The following is a 16,981-nucleotide window of genomic DNA, read 5'->3' as shown; positions in this document are numbered from 1 at the left end:
AGAGAAAGTAGAGACAAGGCGGGTGTCTTATCTCTACAATTGGGTAGTGTTAAATCTCAGCGTAAGCACGTTCAATTAAACGTCGCGCCAGAGTTTGAATACCGGTATGAGTGTAGTAGTTAGTGGTCATGTCGAGGAAAGCCGCCACATAATCCAACTTATCGTCAGCGATATCGACAAAACTCTGAAGGTTGCTAACCACCTTAGAAGGTGTCAAATCATGATCGCTGACAAAACCACTCATCCAACCTGTGACGGAATTAAAACTTTCCTGAACAAAATGCAGCTTTCCGTCTGGGTCTCCCCCAGGAATCATGGGATTAATCCGTTTAAAACCCTCACTTTTCTCCAATTCAGAGGGAGTCAAATTCGCAATAATACTCAACCCCTTTTGAATAAAATCGGGACCCAAAGGGATTAACCCATCCAAACAGACCAAAGCCGCCATACGCATGATAGACTCGCCGCCATAGTTAGCGAGAGAGGCGACAAAATCGCCGATACTATCCCCAGGAATGCCATTAATTTGGCAAAAGGCGACCAATTCAGTGACCACCTTTAAAGATAAATCGATCGCCTGTGCTTTATCAGCTTTGGGGGTCAAGTTCCCCAGGAAACCGAGAAAACTGACATTCTGGCTAATTTTATTAGCCAGCGCCGCCGTCCCTAAAGCGGTCCCCGCACTGTCAATAGTTTGATATAGCCAAAGTGCGCGCTGGTAGCCCTGAGATTTATCATTATAAAGCCAGAGGGCGCGTTCACTGATATCCTGAATCAGACCCGGATCATCCTCGCCAGTGATAGTTTTAACGGTATTTTCAAAACCTACCAAATTATCCCACTGACCAGGAACTGCAAAATCTAGCCCCCGCAACACCATTACAGTTATCCCACCAGTAGGGAGTTCATCAACCAATTCAATAATAGACTTACTCACAATTCAGACTCCTTGCTGATACATTTACGCGACATTTATCCGGCTATTGCCTGACAATGCGACGATAGCACTATTACCCGTTAAGGTAACAGAGGCGGTATCCCGCAAAGCTTTTAGAAAGATTCCAAAAGCACCGTTCCAGTCCCTGGGTAGAGTGAACCCACACTCAGGACATCGGAACACTTTTGAGCCACCTAGCTGGGAATGGACATGACCACAGTGAGTACAGGTTTTGCTGGTGTATTCTTCGGTCACATCTACAACTGTGGTTCCAGTTATTTCCCCTTGATGTCTCAGGGTTAGTTTGAATCGATAATGCGCCCATGTCAGCATGGCGCGGGCAGTCTTAGACCTGATTAGACGCTTCACCTTGGCAACCATATCGGAAGTCTCAAAGGTGGGCAAAAAAATTAGGCTGTAGTTGTGAGTCAAGTAGTGAGCAATTTGTTTGTGGGCTTCATCAACTAGATTGCGGATTTTGGTTCTCATTCGTTGAGCCGCTTGCCTCATCCGTCGCCTCCTTGAACGACAGGGTTCCTTGGCGATTCGGCTCATCAAATCATCCAAATGTTGACATAACCGAGTGATGCGTCCTATATCTCCGGAGCCCAATTCCAGAAATCGTGAACCATCAAACCCAGTTATGAAAGTTCGGACGCCCGGGTCTAATGCAATCACGCCAGTAGCGTCAGTTGGGGTAACGGCAACTGGTTCAGGGAAAATCGCAAACCATCGACCTTTGGTAAACACCAACTGAGTCCCTTGCCCGCAAGCTTTAGGGATGGGTTCGGAAACCATGAAAGTTAATCCTTTCGTGAGTCTTGGATACCAACTCCCTGAAGAGAAATTAGTATTATTGAACTTAATCCCTTGAGAGCTGTCACGACAACTTCTAAACCTTGCATCAGGACTAGCGGTCAAAGCCTGATAGGCATCAAAGATGGCATTTTGCCGAATGTGGCAGGGTGTTTCTTTGACCCATTCGGGTAAGTCGCTCTGCATCACTTTATTGCGTAACTTTAACTTGCTTAGTCGTTTACCACTCCGGGATAATGCAATTGCTTGGTTGTAGCAATACCGACAAGCAGCCAGCCATTTACGCCAGACTTGATTTAGCTCGGGGCTGGGGTAAATCCGGATCTTCTTTGACCTGAGTTTTGTATTTACTCCGTCCGTATAATCGGGAACTGAAGCAGTGGAGGATGGCGAGGATGTCCTCAACCATTTCTGGTTCTGGACTGAGACTTGTCTGGTTGAGAACCATGAGTGAGCACCTGTTTTGCTCACAGAGCCATCCAAACAAGTCAAATCCCCATATTGCCAATCGGTCTGGGTGGGCAACGACAACCATGCGGACATCTCCTGACAAGACTTGTCCCAGTAAGGCCAGCATTTTCTTTCCCTTGAAGTTGAGCCCGCCTCCGATTTCTGAGACGACTTCTGCTTCGGGGTAGAGGTTGGACAGTGCGGCCACCTGTCGGTTGAGGTCTGACTGCTGGGCGTGGCTACTAACTCTGGCATAGATAACGACTTTGCGTTTGTCACTGCCTGAAATGGAATCAGAATATGACTCAACGTTGTATCGTCGTTGCCCAGCGGGGGTTCTGATGGTCTCGATTGAGCCATTGTCGTCCCATCTGCGGAGTGTTCTTTCATGGACTCGAAGGATTTGGGCCGCTTCCTTGGGTTTGACATATCTGGCAATAGGTTTATCCTCAACCATTCTCGCTTATTATACCGTATTGCCCTAAAATATTAACCTAATTTGTGATTAAATCATGCTCCCAAAAACTTGATAGATTAACGCAATTGTGCTAGACCAGAGAGATTAAAATTTTGTAACCAGACTTCGCGATCGCTGGGAGTAAAAGACTCAGAACTAGATTGAACCTTAACCTGAAAGCGATCGCCTACCAGTAGCGCCGTAGTGTTTCTACCCTGAGTAACTGCGGGATATCCACCAATTCTCTGGGTAGACTCCTGAAACTTGCGGGCGGCGCTAGGGTTATTAGCCAAATCATTAATCGATAGCAGCGCCAGAGCATCACCACCGCGAGAAAGTTGCGCTTGAGCAAATCCCTCTTTTTCTTGGCGGAAAGTAACACTATAGCCATCGGCACCCCTAGGGAAATATCGGTTAAACTGACCCCCAGGGAGAGGTTGAGCATCTGCGACCTGTTGAACCGCCCCGGTAGTACCAGTATCAGGTGTGCTAGTGGTTAGATCAGAGCAGCCGGAAACCAGCACCGATAAACTGAGGACAACCGCGCAGACTAACTTGGGAAAATAGTTAATTTTGATCATGGTTCCCCATTTGTGGAAGGACAGCGAATGGGACATTAGACAAAAGCCAAAAAGCTAATCTGATTTTATGCTATCGGTGAACTACACAGGCATTATCTGGCTTTCCTGACTCAATGATGATTAAGTGAACTTGTATCAAACGAGATATCGAGATTTTCTCATAGCAAGCTAAAATCTACGGTTTAACTTCTATGGTTATTGCAGCATGGTCAATCTCACACCAAATCCGAGTTTTAGTGTCACCCTGCGCTTACAATTGCCCAATAAAGCGGGTAAGCTGGCCAGTGTTGTTCAGGCGATCGCCAATACTGGGGGCAATATGGGTCCGATTGATCTGATCGAACAAACTCTCCATACCACCGTCAGGGAGTTCACCGTTGATGCTTCGAGTACAGAACACGCCGAGGAAATTATCGAATCGGTCAAAAATCTGCCAGATTCAAAGCTGCTGGAAGTTTACGATCGCACTTTTAACCTACATCGCAGCGGCAAAATTAGCATTAATAGCAAAATTCCCCTCAAATCTCAAAGCGACCTAGCCATGGCTTATACTCCCGGTGTGGGTCGCATTTGTCGGGCGATCGCCGATGACCCGGAACAGGTCTACAACCTCACCATTAAACAAAATACCGTGGCTATTGTCACTGATGGTAGCGCCGTTTTGGGTCTGGGTAATTTGGGACCGGGAGGTGCTTTACCTGTCATGGAAGGTAAGGCTATGCTGTTTAAGGAATTTGCCGATATTGATGCGTTTCCCGTCTGTCTGGATACTCAAGACCCTGATGCCATTGTGGAAACAGTCAAAAATATCGCCCCGGTGTTTGGTGGCATCAATTTAGAGGATATCGCCGCCCCTCGCTGTTTTGAGATTGAAGCGCGACTCCGAGAAATTCTCGAGATTCCCATATTTCACGATGACCAGCATGGTACGGCTATTGTCAGTTTAGCTGCTTTAATCAATGCCCTGAAGTTGGTTAACAAACCCATAGAGGAGGTCAAGATTGTTTTAAATGGGGCCGGGGCTGCGGGAATTGCGATCGCTCGACTTCTCAAAAAAGCCGGGGCTACTCAAATTATTATCTGTGATTCTCGCGGCATTATCTCCAAAGGGCGATCGGACCTCACCCCCCAAAAACAAGAATTTGCTGTCGAGTTATCTGGAACTATTACTAATGCCATGAAAGGGGCTGATGTGTTTATGGGGATCAGTGTTCCCGGTGTGATCACCAGGGAAATGGTTAAATCTATGGCTAGTGATCCCATTGTATTTGCTATGGCTAACCCCATTCCCGAAATTCAGCCAGAATTAATCACTAATGATGTGGCGGTGATTGCTACCGGACGCAGTGATTATGCTAATCAAATTAATAATGTTTTGGCATTTCCTGGCATTTTCCGGGGCGCTTTGGACTGTCGGGCTTCCAGCCTCACTATGAGTATGTATTTGGAAGCGGCGGCGGCGATCGCTGCTTTGGTGACAGCTAATGAGTTGAGTCCTGAGAATATTGTGCCGTCCGTTTTTGATAAGCGTGTGGCGATCGCTGTAGCTGCAGCCGTCTCCCATACTGCGCGCCAAGAAGGAATTGCTCGCCGTTAGGGTTGAACTATTGGGGGAATTTTCCCCCACCCCTACTCACCATTCCCCAAATTGACATAAACAACCGCTCACAGGCTGGCCAACCTGTTTAATTTCATGATCAAAATGTCAACAACTACTCTATTATATTGGGCGGGGAGTTTTTTAGAGGCTCCACCTCTATGAGAAGGGGCGCAGATTTTAGCTCAATTATAATGTTGACAGGAGAAACTCAATCAATGGAGCAAAGAGGTGTAACAGTCTGGTTTACCGGCTTGAGTGGCGCGGGGAAAACCACCATTAGCCAAGCTGTAGCCGAAAAGCTGAAATCTCAGGGATACAAATTAGAAATTTTAGATGGGGATATAGTCCGCACTAACTTAACTAAAGGCTTAGGGTTTAGCAAAGAAGACCGCGATGAGAATATTCGCCGCATTGGCTTTGTTTCTCATTTATTAACTCGCAACGGTGTGATTGTATTTGTTTCCGCAATTTCTCCCTATCGAGAAATTCGTGAGGAAGTCCGTCAACGGATTGGTGATTTTGTCGAAGTCTTTGTTAATGCACCCTTAAATGTTTGTGAAGAAAGGGATGTGAAAGGACTGTATCAACGGGCTAGGGCTGGCGAAATTAAAGGCTTTACTGGTATTGATGACCCCTACGAACCTCCCCTAAATCCTGAGATTGAATGTCGCACCGACCTCGAAGAACTTTCGGAAAGTGTTGATAAGGTGATTCAAAGTTTACAAAAATTGGGTTATTTAGGAGCTTGAATAAATCACGATTATCAGGTAGGTAACAGAGACTAATCCGGCGCTGAGGGGAATTGATTAACTCTCCCCTAGCCGGAATCCTGATAGCTAACTTCTGGCTGCTGCTTTCCAATTAATCAGATAATTATCAATATATTAATAGTCAATTTGTGTCTATGAATGACTTATATATTTCTTGGTCGGAATATTACCAAAAAATCGAAGTTTTAGCAGCTAAAATATATCAATCTCAGTGGGAGTTTAATCAGATTATTTGTCTGGCTAGGGGAGGGCTACGAATTGGGGATATACTCTCGCGTATTTATGATGTCCCCCTAGGGATTTTGGCGGCTTCTTCCTATGGGGGACCCGGTGGAAAAATTCGAGGAGAAATTCAGATCGCCCATCATCTTAGCATGACTACAGAAAATTTGGGCGATCGCATTTTGTTAGTAGATGATTTAGCTGATTCTGGGATTAGTCTTGAACGTTCAATTATTTGGTTAACAGAACACTACCCTGATGAAATTAAAAAAATTCGTACAGGAGTCATCTGGTATAAAAGTTCTTCTGGCTTTGTCCCCGATTATTATGTGGATTTTCTGAGTAATAATCCCTGGATTCATCAACCCTTTGAATATTACGAACAACTCCAGCCAGCGGATTTAGTCCACAAGGTGAATGGACTAGATTCTTAAACAAAATTAACGTTTAACGCCAAGGTATCAGATATTTGATACTCTATTAAGTTGTTAAACTGTACACTGAAGCAAACCACAGTTGAAAGCTAATGTCAGAGATTGAATCGAATCTCCAGATCTTGATGCGAACTTTGAGACGGAGACTGCATTTATCCCAAGAAGGGTTAGCCCAAAAGCTGGGCGTGTCTCGTGGTAGTGTCAATCGTTGGGAAAATGGTCGGGGTGAACCTTCTCAAGCTATTCTTAATAGTATTCAGCATCTATGGGAATCGGTATTTGATGAGGAAGAACCCAAAGCCAGAACCTCTTACCTCAATAGTGTCCCCAAATTCCGACAGTCTGATGTGATGCGGATTTTAGGAGTATCTCACCAACGGGTTAGAACTTTGCGTATTCGCCAGACCTTAAAATTTTATTGGGATGAAGAAATGAATACTTGGGTAACATCAGATATCGAAATAAAACGTTATCTACGTCGCAAGGGAAAACGATTAAGATACAAGGAAATAAAGTAAATTAATCCCTATGTTCGGTGTTGGTAGTCCCAGACCATACGCCCAGAAACCTATCCCCTGGGCGGTGGGTTTTGGTCTGTTTACAGATACCTAAAGGGCTACAAGAAGCGATCGCCTCTGCCGTCAAGCGTGCGGACTAATTATAGCATCAAATTACTCTAGTTAATTAACTCATAAGTATGCCTCAAAAAAGCTGGAAATTACTATTTATATCCACCCCGGTCGGTCCCCTGGGTTCAGGATTAGGGGGGGGAGTCGAATTAACATTGTTGAATATGGCAAAAGCCTTACACAGCCGAGGTCATGATATAACCGTTGTTGCGCCTTCTGGGTCAGTGTTAGAGTCCCTATCAGTTATAGAAATTTCGGGGAAACTACAACCGATCGCCCAAAATCAAGACCGAGATTCTCTGATTACCATACCGGAAAATTCTGTGTTAGGAAATATGTGGGAATATGGGCGACAGGTACAGACAAACTATCATGCAATTGTCAATTTTGCCTTTGATTGGCTACCATTTTATCTGACTCCTTTTTTCCCGACTCCGATCGCTCACTGGGTGAGTATGGGTTCCCTAATTTCCGCCTTAGATCAGATAGTTGTTGAGGTGATGAAACAGTTTCCGGGGACTGTCGGATTTTATAGCCATACCCAAGCCGCCACCTTTGGTTCAGACCTAGGCTATGCTTGTTTAGGAAGTGGCTTAGAAATGGATCGCTATCAGTTTTGTGATCAACCCCATCAACAACTAGCTTGGATGGGTCGTATTTCCCCAGAAAAAGGCTTAGAGGATGCGATCGCGGCGGCGGATAAAACAGGTATCCCTCTGGCAATTTTTGGCAAAATTCAGGATGAGCAATATTGGCAAAATATCCTGAATACTTATCCGAATGCGCCCCTAAATTATCGGGGATTTTTGAATACAGATGAACTACAACAGGGTCTGCGTGAATGTCGAGGTTTATTAATGACTCATCGCTGGGTAGAAGCCTTTGGAAATGTCGCTATTGAAGCCTTAGCCTGTGGGGTTCCGGTGATTAGTTATCGACGGGGTGGACCCGCCGAAATTGTCCGAGATGGTGAAACGGGTTGGCTAGTCGAACCCGACAGCGTAACGGGTTTGGTCGATGCGATCGCCAAATTAGAGCAAATTGACCGCCGCCAATGTCGCGCTTTAGCCGAAAAGGAATATTCCTTAGTAGCTTTAGGCGATCGCTTAGAAACATGGTTATCCGATGTGATCGCGCTTAAAAATTGAACTGAGGATGTATCCTAGGATTCAGTTTTTCCTGGACAGGTTTTCCCCCTTGTAAATGTTGGGTGGCGATCGCCTTTGCATCTTCCGGTTGAACTCGATAGTACCAAGTCTCATCGGGAATTACCCGCACCGTCGGACCTATATTACACTGTCCTAGACAGCCACTAGCCTCCACCTTCACATTAGGGACATCTGCATCCTCAAAGGCTTTCAGAGTACCCTCGGAACCATTCCGCAAGCAGGACTGATGCTGACAAACCAGGACACACCGAGATTGATCCGAGGTGGTTTGTGGTTGGGGTGGCTGGGTTTCTGGCATTTGGGAGGTTTTGCTAAAAATTTCCATACCCCCATTATGTACAAAACGCGATCGCAAAAGCCAGGGGATTACTGCTGAGAAGGTCTAACCTCCAAAACCCCCCTATCTGTAAATACCACCTCAAATACCACTGTTTTACCCGCAGTTTCCGCCGCCATAGCGTCAGATTCCACTAGAGTAGGTAGAGGAGTATTATCAACGTTTTCCGAAGCCTCAGAAGACTTAGGTTCAAATTCCGCGATCGCCCCCGTCGGAGTCACTGTCACCATGTAACTGACCGCCGTAGGAACCGGGGTTCCTTTCACAGTCCAAGCCCGGTCAATTTTATCGTAAATAATATTATTCAATTCTTCAATATTGACCGTCTCAGGAACTGCCGCTACCTCGTTTCCTGTCGTCATCTCAGCCGTCGGAGTTGGGTCAGGAGTCATGGCTGCTTCAGTTTCCGGGGACTCCGACACTTCTGTAGTTTCTGGTGTAGTTTCTGGAGTCGCAGCAGTAAGGTCCTCCGTAGTTTCTGGGGTCTGGGGTTCAGAAGCGATCGCATCAGGAGTTTCTGTTGTCTCCGTCGTCGTAGTCTCTGCTGTTTCTTCCACCACAGAGGCGGCGGGAGTAGTCACCACTTCCATAGTCGCCTCTTCCGTAGCCACAGTTTCTTCTTCTGACTGACTTCCCGTTGTCGTAGCCTGGTCAGGACTAACCATCAGCGACCCCACCACCGCCATCATCACCACCGCAATTAGGGCTACAATAGACCCAGTTTTCACTACCGGGGGTAGTTCCGAGGTAGTTGTCGAGTTATTGACATTTTGCTGAGGGATAAGTGGTTCATTTTCCGGGGTTTCCGGGGAATTATCTTTATGGGAATACATATTCAGACACCTCTGATGATATCAATGTAAATTCGCGCTATATTGTAGATGCTTCCCGTAGTCTTGCCAACCTCTGGCTGGCTGGCTTCCAATTAAACCAGGATTTTTAATACTTAAAAATATGGGTATTTTTGAAAGTAAGTGTGAGGCGATCGCCTCCATTTTATTAAAAAAGCGATCGCCAGCAACACCAAACCCCAAAACACAAATTGATTCTATAGTATCCCAGTCATCCTTAAAGTAACCGATTATACCAAAACCTAGCGCAGATTGAGAATTGCAGATACCGCCGCCAGGCTTTCCTCATACAAAACATCTCGGCCCCAGCGTTGTAGCTGTTGCGCCATCAGATATTCTGCTTTTTGGTCTGTCACCGAAGTCACTTGTTCAGTCTGACACGACTGGGCGCTACCCCCCGCCTCCATACGCATACAGCCAGTAGTTTCCGAACATAGAATAGTGCAGCAATTAGCCTTGGGATTAGTAGAAGTCAGGCGCACACCCACCAAATCGCCCGGAATTTCCCCAGTATCTGCCATAGGAATAGCAGCGAGTTCCCCAATAATCTCCTGATTATCAGGACCACGGAACTTAACGTGCTTCAGGTCATAGTCTCCCCCCGACTCAGTAAACTCCAGAGGTTCCCACTGCAAACGACTAGCAAACCAACCGAGGAACATCAAAGCCTGAGCCGCATTACCCTTTTCATAGTCGAGGGTAATATGGTCAATATCCCCAAGATACATCCGACGTTCTGGGGGGTCAAAAGTAGCCGCTGTCAACTCCTGCCAAGGCGAGAGACGATGCCAATTCAAATCAGCAATATAGGTTTCTTGGTCAACCAGTTCCTGCATTTTGAGTAATTCCGATTCAGGGTCGCTGAAATAACAGGAATCGACAATCACACAATTACTGCAACAGGACAAATGCTTAAACAATTCTTGTTCCGGGTTAGGGGTAGCCTTCCACCAGACAAACTTAGGCAAATCGGGAATTAATAAAGATGTGACCACATTACTAACCCTTTCCAAAGCCGCCTTAGTGCCTCGGAGGGTGACATATTCACAACAGATTAAACCCTCTTCCTTGTTGTTTTGTAGGGGACAATAGGCAGAAACCTGGGCCGTAACTCCCGTATCTTCTCCCAAAGTCGGACAGAGGGTGATAATCCGACAGGGATTTTGGTTAGCAATAGTTTCGCTGATGCTAAATCCACGAGCATCAATATTTCTAATCACCCGCTGTGCTGGGGAAAGTTTAGCAAACTCAGTGCGTAGGTGTTCCAGGGTATCCGAATCTACCCGACCCGTAATCGGCAATTGATAAGCCTTTTGAGCATCACGAACAGCATCACGGGTCTCCGTACCATGAATACCATCGATCGCCCCTTTATAAAAGCCGAGACCCCCCAGGAGTTGCTGAAACTCCTCCGGTTCATAGATCACCATGCTAAAAGTAGCCGCCCTAGTAGCGATCGCCGCCGTTTTACCCTGACCGAAACTTTGACTAAGCCAGATGCTATTAAGTTCTGCCTCAATTTCACTCAGAGAAATATCCTTTGGTTTCTGGAGTGCAACAAGTGGTGTATTCATATTTAACTCAGTAGCTTATTGATTGAACGCGAACAAAAGTTATAGATAGACCCAAATATCAAAGCCTACGCCAACGGCGACCATCCCGGTTAAGCAATAGTTCCGCCTCCACAGGTTCCCAGGTTCCCGCCTCATAGAAAGGGATACTATCTGGCTTCGCCGGAGCATCCCAGGCTTCCAATACCGGAGTTAGAACCCGCCAGGACGCTTCCACCTCATCCCCTCGCGTAAATAGAGTTTGGTCTCCCAGCATACAGTCAATCAATAACCTAGCATAAGCATCAGTGCTAGGCTTACCAAAAGCCGTATCATAGCGGAAATCCATATCCACCGAGCGAGTTCTGAGGGAATTTCCCGGAGTTTTCACCTCAAACCGCATCGAAATCCCTTCATTCGGCTGAATTCGCAGCGCCAACACATTAGGATTAGCCTGTTTAGCAGCAGATTGGAACATTAAAAAAGGCACTTCCTTAAACTGAATAGCGATTTCCGTAACCTTCTTAGGCATTCGCTTACCAGTACGCAGGTAAAAAGGTACACCCTTCCAGCGCCAATTATCAACACTAAGTTTCAAAGCCGCATAGGTAGGCGTAGTAGACTCTGGTGATGCGCCATCTTCGTCACGATAGCCCGGAACCTGCTGACCATTCATCCATCCCTTGATATATTGTCCTCGGACTGCTGCTGCTTCTAGGTTATTAAAATCTGCCAGACGGGTAGCTTGTACCACCTTAACCTTTTCCGTGCGGATACTATCAGCATCCAAAGAGTTAGGGGGTTCCATAGCCGTGAGCGAGAACAACTGCATCAAATGGTTTTGTACCATATCCCGCAGCGCCCCAGCCGTTTCATAATATCCCGCTCGTCCTTCCAAGCCTACAGTTTCCGCCACCGTTATTTGTACATGATCAACAAACTGACGATTCCACAACGGTTCAAAAATAGCGTTAGCGAACCGAAACACCATCAAATTCTGTACTGTTTCCTTACCGAGGTAGTGGTCAATACGGTAAACTTGCTCCTCAGTGCAGACATTACGCACCACCCGGTTAAGGACTTGCGCCGAACCCAGGTCACGACCAAAAGGCTTTTCAATAACTAGGCGTTGCTTTTTGGGGTCTTCCAACATTCCGGCTTGTCCCAGTTGTTGAGCTGCTTCTCCAAAAAATCTAGGAGCCACCGATAGATAAAATACCCTATTTCCACGGGTTAGGCGTTTCGAGTCTAATTCAGCCAAAAGGGATTTTAGCTTTTGGTAGCTTTCCGGTTCGTCCATATTACCGGAACAGTAGTATAAGCCTTGGGCGAAGTTATGCCATATTTTTTCCGATTGTAGCCCGCCGCCAAATTCTTCAATACCCTGTCGAAGATGCTCACGAAAATAGTCATCAGTCCAGTCTCGGCGTGCTACCCCAACAATGGTTAATTCTGGGGGTAACTTACGTTCGAGGTGCATTTGATAAATGGCGGGAACTAGCTTACGCTGGGTTAAATCGCCGGAAGCCCCGAAAATTACTAAAATTTGGGGTTCGGGAATGCGGTCTTGTTGTAGACCAACGCGGAGGGGATTTTCTGAGAGTGTAACCATCTAGGCTGTCGTGAATAATTAAGTTAACAGAGGTTGCCGGATTTTATTATTGATCTAAGTTTCGGTTTCGCGACGTTTGCGATCGCTTATAAATGACTCCACTAAAGCTACATCCTCTTTACTACCAATAATCAGAGGTGTGCGTTGATGGAGTTTTTCGGGAACCACATTTAAGATATCCTGACTACCCGTACTAGCGCGACCCCCCGCCTGTTCCATTAAAAAGGCCATTGGTGCCGACTCATATAATAGGCGCAATTTACCATCAGGGTTTTTCACTGTTCCCGGGTATAGGAATACTCCTCCCTGACAGAGAATGCGGTGAATATCTCCCACCAAAGCCCCACTATAGCGGGCTGTGTAGCCATCATGGCGGTGAACATAACGGATATAGTCTCGGTAGCATTCCTCCCACTGCCAAAAATTACCTTCGTTCACACTGTAGACCGGACCATGTTCGGGAACTTGGATATTTTCCTGAGCCAGGATAAATTCCCCCAGACTGGGGTCTAAAGTAAAGGAATGAACCCCCCTACCAATTGAATAAACCAGGAGTGTGCTAGGACCATATAGGATGTATCCAGCAGCGATTTGTTTATGACCGTCTTGCAATAAGTCTAGGGCTTCTCCTTCTTCGTCGTAACCTTCCTGTTGACGGATCGCGAAGATGGAACCCACATTCATATTAACATCCAGGTTTGAGGAACCATCTAGGGGGTCATAAAGCAGAGTATAGCGTCCGATGGGGCAGTTTTCTGGGATGTAGTACGGTTTATCCATTTCTTCCGAAGCTAGGCGACACACTAAGCCGCTTTGTTTGAAGGTCGAGATAAAAACTGCATTGGAGAAAAAATCCATTTGTTTGACTTCTTCCCCCTGGATATTCACTTCTCCCGTAAATCCTAGGGTTCCTTCTACCAACCCCGCCCTTGACAGACGACGGGCGATCAGTTTCCCCGCTAGTCCAATGCGGTTCATCAGGGCGCTAATATCTTGAGCATCAGGACCGAAACTTTCGAGTTGCTGTAAAACGTGCCGCGATAGGGTTGTACAGTCGCGATCTAAGTAGTATCCTCTATCTGAACCTAGGGGATCTGGCTGGATTTGACCGCTTGCTGTCTGTACCATAAGTTAAATTCTGCTCTATAAAACTTAAACAAAACCGGACATAGCCGGATATTGACGTTTATTTCTGGCTTCGTCCGGGACTGTCGGCAGCACCCCGTCCACCAGTGTAATCGTCGGAACCAGGCGATTTTTCTAAATTTCTACTGGCGTTCAAATCTCTATCAATCTTCAGGCCACAGTTCTGACATTCAAAAGTCCGACGGACTAGGGGCATTTTTTGACGATAACCGCAATTAGAACACAGTTGACTGGATGGATAAAATCTATCGGCAATAATCAACTTTGAACCATAACGTTCTGCCTTGTAACCTAGTTGCCGACGGAACTCATAAAATGAAGCATCAGCGATAGAACCCGCCAAACCATGATTTTTCAGCATACCTGACACATTCAAATCTTCAATGACTACTTGGCTGTGGTTTTTAGCCAAAAAAGTAGTTATTTTATGAATCGTGTCACGGCGAATATTAGCTACTCTTTGATGTAGCTTTTGAACTTTTAAGAGACATTTGGCCCAATTTTTTGAGCCTTTGACTTTGCGACTTAAATGGCGTTGTAATCTGGCTAGTTTTTTGGTCGCTGCTTTATAAGCCTTGGGATTAGAGAATTGGGTCCCATCGGAGCAAGTCGCCAAATTGTTAATTCCTAGGTCTACCCCGATTCTCTCTCGGAATTTCGGTGTAATTTCTGGTGTGGTTTCTACAAAAAAGCTCATATACCAGTCACCTGCTTGGCGCGTTAGGGTGACTTTCTTAACCCAACTTTCGGGTTGTGCCTCAAATGTAGAAACCCAGCCCACAAAAGGCAGCTTATGGCGAGTTCCTGACAGATTGAATGGCTTTCCGGAATTGTCAAGGGTAAAGCTATCATGGTAGCCTTTCTTCTTAAATTTAGGATAACTGCTTATTCCCTTGAAGAAGCGCTTAAAGGCATCCCCTAGATTAATGAAGGCATATTGATAAACTTTAGAAGACAATTCGGACATCCAAGGATATTGAGGTTTCACATAATGAGTAAAAACCTTTTTGATGGAGTTGACGTTAGACTTGAGTCCCTCTTCATAAGCTGACATCCATAAGTGTAATCCCCAATTGAACACAAATCGAGCATACCCCGCGTGTTTGGCCATCAAGGTAGCTTGACGGTCATTGAGTTTTAGTTTTGTCCGGAAAGCTTTGATTGGCACCATGATTGGATTTTACCATGAAGAATCCGACTTGATGAGTATGTCGTCAAGGAAATTTGGCATGGTCTGGGGTTTGACCGTATACTCATTATTGAGTTGCGAATCTTTTGAGGTATTGTACCTTATTGTCCTAAGATGTCAAGCAAATCTTGGATTAAATTCTGGCTCCCAACAGTTCCCTAAAATAGAAGCCAAGGCTAAAGTATCGATATGGACTCAGCCTGAACTCAACGGAGTTTCCGGTTCAGCCTTTAGGCAAACTTTAAGATCTCGATCGCTTATCCTGAATATTTGGATTAAACTGTTGAAAATTCCCTTATTCATGGTTTGCGGTTGCTTAGATGAAGTTAAAATTTACCCCGGTTTTGCTGTTGATCATGTTTGTGGTGGCTTTGGCGGTTCCTATGTTTTTGTCTACTGGGAGACTGGTGGTAGCCGAGGAAGTGGCTAATGTTACTTTAGAATTGCAGCCTACCTGTGGGGTTAGACCTACTACTAATGTGGCTGTGGCTTCTACCCAGGTGGGTCCCCCTATTGAACAACCAGCACCTTTGACGCGGTTTCGTCGTCCCTTAACTGCTCAAAGTTCCTCTGGCCATACTCCTCAAGAATATCAGGCGATCGCCAATCAGACTAACTACGGCCAACGGTTTGTCTATGATATTAATGGTCAACTGAACAATAATCAGCCAATTATTGTCCTCCACGAAACTGTTACCACCAGTCAAAATGCCATTAATTTTTTCCGCACCCGCCACACTTCCGAAGATAATCAGGCCAGTTACCATACCTTAATTACCCTCAATGGAGATATTGTTTATATTGTCCCTCCCGATTTAAGGGCTTTTGGTGCCGGAAATTCTGTGTTTGTTGGTAGTCGCGGTGAAGAAGCAGTCAGGACTCATCCTAAATATCCCGCTTCTGTCAATAATTTTGCTTATCATGTTTCCCTGGAAACACCACCAGATGGCATGAATAACGGTTCTAGCCACAGTGGATATACCATGGCTCAATATCAGTCTTTGGCTTGGTTAGTTTCGCGGACGGGGGTTCCTAATGACCGCATTACTACCCATCAAGCTGTTGATAGATCTGGTCATAGATCTGACCCCAGAAGTTTTAATTCACAGCTTTTTTATCAACTTCTCAATAATTATCCCAGAACCCAGGAAATTATCATTGGTTGTCGGGTTCCGGGTTATCAAGGATAATTGGGGTTTGATTGACTCTCAATAGTTAATGGTTGATTGGGCGGGTTAACTACCCGCTTTTTTAATTTCCTGATCTGTGGTTATTGTTGTTGGACTGAATAACCTTGGTCGCGCAACATTTGGACGATACCATCTTCTCCCACTAAATGACCAGCACCAACTACTACCAAATAGTTTTTATCATCTTGTAAAAAATTCTGTATTTCGGTCATCCATTTGAGGTGGCGATCGCGAAAAAGACGATTTCCCAACTCTGGATAATCTTTAAACCCAGTAATTATCAAATCTTCTAAAGTCTGTTTATCTCCCGACTTCCAAGCCTGTAGCATTTGTTGAAATGAGTCTTCTAAGGTGTCAATTTCTTGGAGGGTTTGTCTTAGCATCTCATCCTGTTGTTCCCAGGACAGACTATCAAATATCTTGAGTTGATCCCTCATGGTTTCTAAACTCATGATGGTTTTGTCTTGGGCGATCGCTTGCTCAAAAAAGTATCTGTCCACACCATAAAGCGGGTCAAAACCCAGATTTTGCAGTTGTAACGACATCAAAGACATCGACACAAACCACGGCTTAAAATTCGTAAATATTTGGATGGGATATTGCAACTTTTCCATGGTTTGTTGAACCAGATGATAAGTTTCATCACTGATTAGATCTAGCAAGGTTTTACCATCTGGCGGCGTAGCTATCTCTAGCATAATCGCTTGGCTTTCCAGACTTTCTAGGTCATTGATATTCAGTTCAAATACCACATTATCAGCCTGATTAAAAGCATCATTCATTACCTGGGGTAAAGGATAATCATCTGCACTCAAAACATGAATAGAACCCAAAAAATAAACTTGATTTTGGGGAGTTTCTACAGACCAGAGGAAGTGTTTAGACTCCGCCGCGTGTAAATGTGTCACCTGGGAAACATAAATCACCACCAACGCAGTAATTAGACCCGTGGTTACTAATTTTCCCAAAGTAGTTAAAAACAGGGACTTGATGAATTTTGGCATAATCAACAAATTAATAGGATTTGATGGTTATTATAGC

At 45.3% G+C, this 16,981-nt stretch carries 18 protein-coding genes; 6 read left to right on the top strand and 12 right to left on the bottom strand.

Features of this window, described 5'->3' with window-relative positions; translation table 11 throughout:
* Window positions 1-49 precede the first annotated feature (49 nt).
* From XZ46_RS26935 to XZ46_RS26920, 4 genes are all read right to left on the bottom strand, one after another.
* Window positions 50-937, bottom strand: a complete 888-nt coding sequence (locus XZ46_RS26935) for a hypothetical protein (protein WP_006622465.1) — start codon at window positions 935-937, stop codon at window positions 50-52.
* A gap of 24 nt (window positions 938-961) precedes the next feature.
* Window positions 962-2,071: an RNA-guided endonuclease InsQ/TnpB family protein gene (locus XZ46_RS26930; protein WP_230428130.1), complete on the bottom strand. Its 1,110-nt coding sequence runs from the start codon at window positions 2,069-2,071 to the stop codon at window positions 962-964.
* Window positions 2,034-2,642, bottom strand: a complete 609-nt coding sequence (locus tag XZ46_RS31160; RefSeq protein ID WP_071829428.1) for an IS607 family transposase — start codon at window positions 2,640-2,642, stop codon at window positions 2,034-2,036. The genes XZ46_RS26930 and XZ46_RS31160 overlap by 38 nt, the downstream gene beginning before the upstream one ends.
* Window positions 2,643-2,737: 95 nt before the next feature.
* On the bottom strand, window positions 2,738-3,241 hold the full coding sequence (locus XZ46_RS26920; protein WP_006670789.1) for a hypothetical protein: 504 nt from the start codon (window positions 3,239-3,241) through the stop codon (window positions 2,738-2,740).
* Window positions 3,242-3,446: 205 nt separating this feature from the next.
* On the opposite strand from XZ46_RS26920, the gene XZ46_RS26915 reads away from it, so the two are divergent.
* From XZ46_RS26915 to XZ46_RS26895, 5 genes are all read left to right on the top strand, one after another.
* Complete coding sequence (locus XZ46_RS26915; protein WP_008056408.1) at window positions 3,447-4,838, top strand: NAD-dependent malic enzyme; 1,392 nt, start codon at window positions 3,447-3,449, stop codon at window positions 4,836-4,838.
* A gap of 218 nt (window positions 4,839-5,056) precedes the next feature.
* Window positions 5,057-5,590, top strand: coding sequence for an adenylyl-sulfate kinase (gene cysC / locus XZ46_RS26910; RefSeq protein ID WP_046319043.1), 534 nt, complete (start codon window positions 5,057-5,059; stop codon window positions 5,588-5,590).
* 155 nt (window positions 5,591-5,745) lie between these two features.
* The gene (locus XZ46_RS26905) at window positions 5,746-6,267 is read left to right on the top strand and encodes a phosphoribosyltransferase (protein ID WP_008056410.1); all 522 of its coding nucleotides are present in this window, start codon (window positions 5,746-5,748) and stop codon (window positions 6,265-6,267) included.
* Window positions 6,268-6,359: 92 nt separating this feature from the next.
* A complete protein-coding gene (locus XZ46_RS26900; RefSeq protein ID WP_006622471.1) occupies window positions 6,360-6,785 on the top strand; it encodes a helix-turn-helix domain-containing protein in 426 nt (141 codons plus the stop codon).
* Window positions 6,786-6,964: 179 nt separating this feature from the next.
* Entirely contained in the window at window positions 6,965-8,044 is a 1,080-nt protein-coding gene (locus XZ46_RS26895; RefSeq protein ID WP_006622473.1) for a glycosyltransferase family 4 protein, read from the top strand.
* Here XZ46_RS26895 and XZ46_RS26890 read toward each other — a convergent pair.
* The 7 genes from XZ46_RS26890 to XZ46_RS26865 are packed head-to-tail and all read right to left on the bottom strand — an operon-like array spanning window position 8,034 to window position 14,729.
* Window positions 8,034-8,390, bottom strand: coding sequence for a (2Fe-2S) ferredoxin domain-containing protein (locus XZ46_RS26890; protein ID WP_006622474.1), 357 nt, complete (start codon window positions 8,388-8,390; stop codon window positions 8,034-8,036). The genes XZ46_RS26895 and XZ46_RS26890 overlap by 11 nt on opposite strands.
* Before the next feature lie 41 nt (window positions 8,391-8,431).
* Window positions 8,432-9,235 carry a hypothetical protein gene (locus tag XZ46_RS26885; protein WP_006622476.1) on the bottom strand — a complete coding sequence of 268 codons (804 nt, stop codon included), beginning with the start codon at window positions 9,233-9,235 and terminating at the stop codon, window positions 8,432-8,434.
* Window positions 9,236-9,256: 21 nt separating this feature from the next.
* The gene (locus XZ46_RS31155; protein ID WP_006622477.1) at window positions 9,257-9,436 is read right to left on the bottom strand and encodes a hypothetical protein; all 180 of its coding nucleotides are present in this window, start codon (window positions 9,434-9,436) and stop codon (window positions 9,257-9,259) included.
* A 59-nt stretch (window positions 9,437-9,495) separates the two neighbouring features.
* A complete protein-coding gene (gene opcA / locus XZ46_RS26880) occupies window positions 9,496-10,827 on the bottom strand; it encodes a glucose-6-phosphate dehydrogenase assembly protein OpcA (RefSeq protein WP_008053230.1) in 1,332 nt (443 codons plus the stop codon).
* Window positions 10,828-10,885: 58 nt separating this feature from the next.
* Window positions 10,886-12,415: a glucose-6-phosphate dehydrogenase gene (gene zwf / locus XZ46_RS26875; RefSeq protein WP_008053231.1), complete on the bottom strand. Its 1,530-nt coding sequence runs from the start codon at window positions 12,413-12,415 to the stop codon at window positions 10,886-10,888.
* Window positions 12,416-12,469: 54 nt separating this feature from the next.
* Window positions 12,470-13,543 (bottom strand): class 1 fructose-bisphosphatase, encoded by a 1,074-nt coding sequence (gene fbp, locus XZ46_RS26870; RefSeq protein ID WP_008053232.1) that lies wholly within the window; start codon window positions 13,541-13,543, stop codon window positions 12,470-12,472.
* Window positions 13,544-13,601: 58 nt separating this feature from the next.
* Window positions 13,602-14,729 (bottom strand): RNA-guided endonuclease InsQ/TnpB family protein, encoded by a 1,128-nt coding sequence (locus XZ46_RS26865; RefSeq protein WP_048895485.1) that lies wholly within the window; start codon window positions 14,727-14,729, stop codon window positions 13,602-13,604.
* A gap of 341 nt (window positions 14,730-15,070) precedes the next feature.
* Here XZ46_RS26865 and XZ46_RS26860 point away from each other — a divergent pair, with 341 nt between their 5' ends.
* Window positions 15,071-15,940: a peptidoglycan recognition protein family protein gene (locus tag XZ46_RS26860; protein WP_008053234.1), complete on the top strand. Its 870-nt coding sequence runs from the start codon at window positions 15,071-15,073 to the stop codon at window positions 15,938-15,940.
* 80 nt (window positions 15,941-16,020) lie between these two features.
* On the opposite strand, the gene XZ46_RS26855 is transcribed toward XZ46_RS26860, so the two are convergent.
* Window positions 16,021-16,944: a TraB/GumN family protein gene (locus tag XZ46_RS26855; protein WP_048895328.1), complete on the bottom strand. Its 924-nt coding sequence runs from the start codon at window positions 16,942-16,944 to the stop codon at window positions 16,021-16,023.
* Window positions 16,945-16,981 lie beyond the last annotated feature (37 nt).

This window comes from Limnospira indica PCC 8005, assembly GCF_000973065.1.
Taxonomy (GTDB): domain Bacteria; phylum Cyanobacteriota; class Cyanobacteriia; order Cyanobacteriales; family Microcoleaceae; genus Limnospira; species Limnospira fusiformis.
Note: the sequence above shows the minus strand (reverse complement) of the source record. Positions and strands in the feature narration are given on the sequence as shown.

Coding starts and splice junctions, on each gene's coding strand:
- XZ46_RS26920 (WP_006670789.1), bottom strand. CDS start 3,241: ATGATCAAAATTAACTATTTTCCCAAGTTAGTCTGCGCGGTTGTCCTC.
- XZ46_RS26915 (WP_008056408.1), top strand. CDS start 3,447: ATGGTCAATCTCACACCAAATCCGAGTTTTAGTGTCACCCTGCGCTTA.
- cysC (WP_046319043.1), top strand. CDS start 5,057: ATGGAGCAAAGAGGTGTAACAGTCTGGTTTACCGGCTTGAGTGGCGCG.
- XZ46_RS26905 (WP_008056410.1), top strand. CDS start 5,746: ATGAATGACTTATATATTTCTTGGTCGGAATATTACCAAAAAATCGAA.
- XZ46_RS26900 (WP_006622471.1), top strand. CDS start 6,360: ATGTCAGAGATTGAATCGAATCTCCAGATCTTGATGCGAACTTTGAGA.
- XZ46_RS26895 (WP_006622473.1), top strand. CDS start 6,965: ATGCCTCAAAAAAGCTGGAAATTACTATTTATATCCACCCCGGTCGGT.
- XZ46_RS26890 (WP_006622474.1), bottom strand. CDS start 8,390: ATGGAAATTTTTAGCAAAACCTCCCAAATGCCAGAAACCCAGCCACCC.
- XZ46_RS26885 (WP_006622476.1), bottom strand. CDS start 9,235: ATGTATTCCCATAAAGATAATTCCCCGGAAACCCCGGAAAATGAACCA.
- opcA (WP_008053230.1), bottom strand. CDS start 10,827: ATGAATACACCACTTGTTGCACTCCAGAAACCAAAGGATATTTCTCTG.
- zwf (WP_008053231.1), bottom strand. CDS start 12,415: ATGGTTACACTCTCAGAAAATCCCCTCCGCGTTGGTCTACAACAAGAC.
- fbp (WP_008053232.1), bottom strand. CDS start 13,543: ATGGTACAGACAGCAAGCGGTCAAATCCAGCCAGATCCCCTAGGTTCA.
- XZ46_RS26860 (WP_008053234.1), top strand. CDS start 15,071: ATGAAGTTAAAATTTACCCCGGTTTTGCTGTTGATCATGTTTGTGGTG.
- XZ46_RS26855 (WP_048895328.1), bottom strand. CDS start 16,944: ATGCCAAAATTCATCAAGTCCCTGTTTTTAACTACTTTGGGAAAATTA.